The 4,468-nt window shown below is 55.6% G+C and carries 6 protein-coding genes; 2 read left to right on the forward strand and 4 right to left on the reverse strand.

Translation table 11 applies throughout. The annotated features are described in order from the left end of the window. The first annotated feature begins 226 nt into the window (after nt 1-226). Nucleotides 227-1,207, forward strand: a complete 981-nt coding sequence (locus tag ACP5VX_RS02015; protein ID WP_428724232.1) for a class I SAM-dependent methyltransferase — start codon at nt 227-229, stop codon at nt 1,205-1,207. Here the strand turns inward: ACP5VX_RS02015 and ACP5VX_RS02020 are convergent. Continuing rightward, nucleotides 1,154-1,621 (reverse strand): DUF371 domain-containing protein, encoded by a 468-nt coding sequence (locus tag ACP5VX_RS02020; protein ID WP_428724233.1) that lies wholly within the window; start codon nt 1,619-1,621, stop codon nt 1,154-1,156. The two genes, ACP5VX_RS02015 and ACP5VX_RS02020, sit on opposite strands and share 54 nt — an antisense overlap. 76 nt (nt 1,622-1,697) lie before the next feature. Between ACP5VX_RS02020 and ACP5VX_RS02025 the strand changes: the two genes are divergently transcribed. After that, entirely contained in the window at nt 1,698-2,384 is a 687-nt protein-coding gene (locus ACP5VX_RS02025; RefSeq protein WP_428724234.1) for a protein-L-isoaspartate O-methyltransferase, read from the forward strand. Nucleotides 2,385-2,386: 2 nt separating this feature from the next. Here ACP5VX_RS02025 and fen read toward each other — a convergent pair whose 3' ends face one another. From fen to ACP5VX_RS02040, 3 genes are all read right to left on the reverse strand, one after another. Then, a complete protein-coding gene (gene fen, locus ACP5VX_RS02030) occupies nt 2,387-3,448 on the reverse strand; it encodes a flap endonuclease-1 (protein ID WP_428724235.1) in 1,062 nt (353 codons plus the stop codon). Nucleotides 3,449-3,504: 56 nt separating this feature from the next. Further along, nucleotides 3,505-3,765, reverse strand: coding sequence for an ArsR family transcriptional regulator (locus ACP5VX_RS02035; RefSeq protein ID WP_428724236.1), 261 nt, complete (start codon nt 3,763-3,765; stop codon nt 3,505-3,507). Nucleotides 3,766-3,880: 115 nt separating this feature from the next. Next, a partial coding sequence (locus ACP5VX_RS02040; protein ID WP_428724237.1) for an ATP-binding protein occupies nt 3,881-4,468 on the reverse strand: 588 nt, incomplete at its 5' end.

Genomic DNA, 4,468 nt, shown 5'->3' on the forward strand with positions numbered 1-4,468 from the left:
TGTAGCGTGAGCGACGTTCGCAAGCGAGAAGCCGGCGAGCCCTATAGCGATCGTCGCAAGCGCAGGAAGTGCTAGCGCAAGAGAGGGCCCCACGCCGCCCCCTGTTTACATCTCTGGATCCGCGCCTCCTTGGACATGCCGAGGGTTAGCTTGGCTGTCCGTCTTCGTACTGTTATAAACCCGGGAGGGAGAAAATCCTATCTGGCCCGGTGTAGAGGTCGGTTTATTGCCTCTGTGCGTTAGTGTCGATAAGGGGGCCGCCAATATAGCTCTCTCCACGCTGAAGCGTATCAAGGCTCTGAGGAGTGACCTGAGGGTTACCAGGCAAGGTTCGCGGGTTCTCATACCTGTCGACGAGTCCAAGCTTGACGAGGTCGAGGGGGTGCTGAGGGGTATAGAATTTAGTGTGGTCGACTGCAACCCTCCCGTTGTCAGTAAGGCCGCTCCCCCGACTACCCCGGCGTACGACCTGATAGGTGACGTTGCCTTAGTGAGGTCGAGAGTCCTCGAGTCGCTCGGCGAGGATGAGGTAGTCTCGGCTTTAACCTCGATACACCCGAGGCTCAAGAGCATCTACGTGGTCGAGGAGACGACCGGGGAGTACAGAGTGCCAAGTCTCAGGCTCTTGTGGGGCGAGAATAGGAGTTACGCCGAGGCCAGGGAATACGGTCTTGTTTTCCGCGTCCCGCTGGGCAGGGCCTACTACAACCCGAGGCTGGCCGAAGAGCACCATAGGGTGGCGGAGTCTGTGGAGGACGGCGAGGTCGTTCTAGACATGTTCAGCGGTATAGGCGGGTTCGCCCTACACATCGCCTCCCTGCGAGACGCCTTCGTGGTCGCTAACGACAAAAACCCCGAGGCCTACAAGCACATAATAGTCAACGTGAGACTGAACTACAAGAAGTTGAAGGGTGTGGTCTACCCGCTCAACTACGACGCCGCCGACCTGGTAAACGTCTTGGAGAGGGAGGTGTTTGACAGGGTTATAGCAAACTTGCCCACGAGGAGCCTAGACTTCGCGCCCTTCTACGGCCGCTTGCTAAGGAGCGGCGGGGTTCTACACCTCTACATCTTATCACACGACATCTTGACGACTTACGACGTCATACGCGAGAAGCTCGCCGACTTCTCGATCGAGGGACACAGGCTCGTCCTAGAGCACAGCCCTAGAACCGGGGTGTTCAGAGTAGACCTCGTCAAGCGTTAACACGACTAGTTCGACCACGAGCTCGGCTCCTCTACGCAGGGCTTCGACGAGGTCTCTCCTGAGGTCGCGCGCAGCCTTGTTAGCCCTCACACCTATCGTGGCGGGTTCGAGATACTCGCTCCTCCTTATAATGATCTTCTTATCATCGCTCAGTACTAACCCGGGGTGTCCTTGTGCCACTAGAATGTCGCTCACCCCTCCGGCCGTGAATCTAGCGAAGACGACGCTATCCGGCCTTCTCACTAGCGCCTTGAACGCCTCGCTGAGGTCGCTAGCAGACTTGTCGGCCGCTACCCCGACTATACAGTCCCCCCTGGTAGTCAAGTGCTCCTCTTTGGTGATCTCGATAGTAGTCCTGTGAACCGCTCTCACGTTGTAGTGCCCTCTCGCGTGTACTACCTCTCTTGCTCTCATGGCTCCTCTCAACCAGGACTAATCGACTATGAAAGATAATTAAGGTGATTTAATTGAAATTTCAACGGGTCGGCATTTGTCCGAGGACGACGTGTTCAGAGTTAGCAGGGAGAGAGTAGTAGAAATGCTGGAGAGAGAGGGGTACTTGAAGAGCAGTATCGTGAAGAGGGCTCTATTGTCGGTCCCACGCGAGATGTTCGTGCCGGAGAACCTGAGGAAGTACGCCTACTATGACACACCGCTACCTATAGGCTACGGGCAGACCATCAGCGCTATACACATGGTGGCCATCATGACAGAGGCCCTGGATCCGCTACCGGGGATGAAAGTGTTGGAGGTCGGTACCGGGTCCGGCTACCAAGCCGCAGTCCTGGCCGAGATCGTGGCCAAAATGGACCCGAGCCGCAAGGGGCATGTCTACACAATTGAAAGAATACCCGAGCTCGCAGAGTTCGCCCGGCGTAACCTCGAGAGGGCTGGGTACAAGGACTACGTGACGGTTGTTGTAGGCGACGGCTCAAAGGGGTACCCGGAGGAGGCGCCATACGACAGGATTATAGTGACAGCCGGCGCTCCCAGCGTACCGAAGCCTCTCATAGAGCAACTAGACGTGCACGGCAAACTAGTTATACCTGTCGGAGACAGGTACATGCAAAGACTCTTGGTCGTCGAGAAGAGGGCTAGCGGAGAGTTGTCTATGAAGTGGGGTATTGACTGCGTCTTCGTCCCCTTGATCGGAGAGTACGGGTGGCGGGAGGAGTGACTTCAGCTACTTTTCTTAAACCACTGATCTAGCCCTAGTTGCCTCCCCTTGAGGAACTCCTTATAGGCCTTGCTAAGCCTCTCCACCGCGTTCCTAACCCTATCCTCGTTGAAGTCGTGGTCCTTAACAAGCACCTCGACTATCCCCTTCTGGTCAGGCTCTCTCCACTCTAGCTTGTAATCGGCGGTCACAGGGGGGTGGAGGAAGTAGTTCTTGATCTTGACCACGTCGACCTCCTCGCGCGTTCTGAGGTAGCCTTTGGGGATCTTCTCTATCGACCCGTAGGTCTTGATGAGCGTGAGCGCTGTCTTAGGTCCTATGCCCTCGAAGCCCTCCGGGTTGTAGTCCGTCCCGAGCAGGATGCCTATGTCTATCAGCTGCTCCCTAGTAATACCGAGTTTTTCCGTGAGCTTGCTGAGCTCTATGATCTCGGGCTTAACCTCCACGTACGCGTCTTTTCTCGGCAACTTCCTCTTACCGCTGATCGTGAGGTTCCTAACCAGCCTAGGAGACCCGAACAAGAGGCTGTCGTAGTCCTGGCTCGCGCTCGCGTATGCGTCACCCCTTCTCACCATAAAGGCGGCCTGTGCCTCTCCTTCTGCGGGAGCCTGCACCCACGGTATACCCATCACGTTTAACAGTCTCTTGGCCTCCTCGACCATGTCGCTGGTGAGCTTTGAGGACATCATCGCGTACCTCCTAGCAGCCTCTAAGTCGCCTTCTTTCACAGCCTCCTCGTACTTCTTGGCGGCCTCCTCTCTCAGCGCCTTTCTCCGTTCCAGCTCTTTTGCTTTAAGCTCCGGCGGGTTGCCGTCGAATACGTAGACCGGCTTAATACCCTCCTCAACTAAGTTTATAGTCCTGTAGAAAAGCCCGCTCAGGTGGCTCGTAATACGCCCACTGCTGTCCATTAACGGCGAGCCGTCGGGGCCTCTTATTGCGGCTAGGAACTGGTAGAGAGCGTTATACCCGTCTATTACGACGATCTTTCCGCGGAGAGCCCTCAAATCGTCTAAAACGATCCTCGCTTCAGGCGGGATGAGGTCCTTCAGGTTGACACCCATTCAGAAACATCCCGATCCTTTTTGATTGACATGCTACCCTAAAATACTTGATCGCACTATTGCCCGGTTAACTGGCTCATGAGGCTCTTAGACGGCCTGATCTTCAGCTCTTTACCAATAAACTCCGACGTGATAAACCCGTTGAGCTCCAGCTTGATCAACGCCTGGTACAGCTCCGGCTTGGAGACCTCGAGGTCGTGCTTCTTTTTGAGTATCTCCAATAGCTCGCTCTCTAGAATCCCTTCTGGTTTTGCCAGCACCTCTTCAATGACCACCCTGAACAGCGGGCTGGTGCGCCACAGCGTCCTTTTGCTCATGGGCAAAACACCGTTCCACGGTTTTTCAAGACGGCGTAGAAGCACCTTTCATAACACAGGTTTTCGCGGAGTTATAAACCTGATTACAATATCGCCGCGAGGGGCGAGGAGCGCCTCACGTGTACACTTGCGGTCTTAGGTGCTCCTTGGGCAACTTCTGCTTGGCCTTCTCGCCCCACTCGATGTAGAACTTGATCATCTCCTGGGTTATAGACGGTTTCACCTTGTTCAAGGCCTCGTTGAAGTGCCTCATGTAGACCCTGTCTATCATCAGGTCCTCCCTGATCGCTATCAGGGCAGCCTCTCTAACGAGGGCCTCGATATCTGCCCCACTATACCCCTCCGTCCGTTTCGCCAGCTCGTAGAGGTCGACGTCGTCTGCGAGAGGCATATTCCTGGTGTGTATCTTGAGTATCTCGAGTCTCGAGGGCAAGTCTGGGGGAGGGACGTAGATCAGCTTATCGAACCTGCCCGGCCTTAGTAGGGCCGGGTCGAGTATGTCGGGCCTGTTCGTCGCCGCGATGACTACGACGTTCTCCAACTTCTCGATTCCGTCCATCTCGGTAATGAGCTGGCTGACAACTCTCTCGGAGACTCCCGAGTCGTAGGCGAACCCCCTAACAGGGGCTATCGCGTCGATCTCGTCCATGAATATTACCGCCGGCGCATAGAGCCGCGCCTTCCTGAACACCTCTCTTATCGC

This window comes from Thermogladius sp. (genome assembly GCF_049970955.1).
Lineage (GTDB): Archaea > Thermoproteota > Thermoprotei_A > Sulfolobales > Desulfurococcaceae > Thermogladius.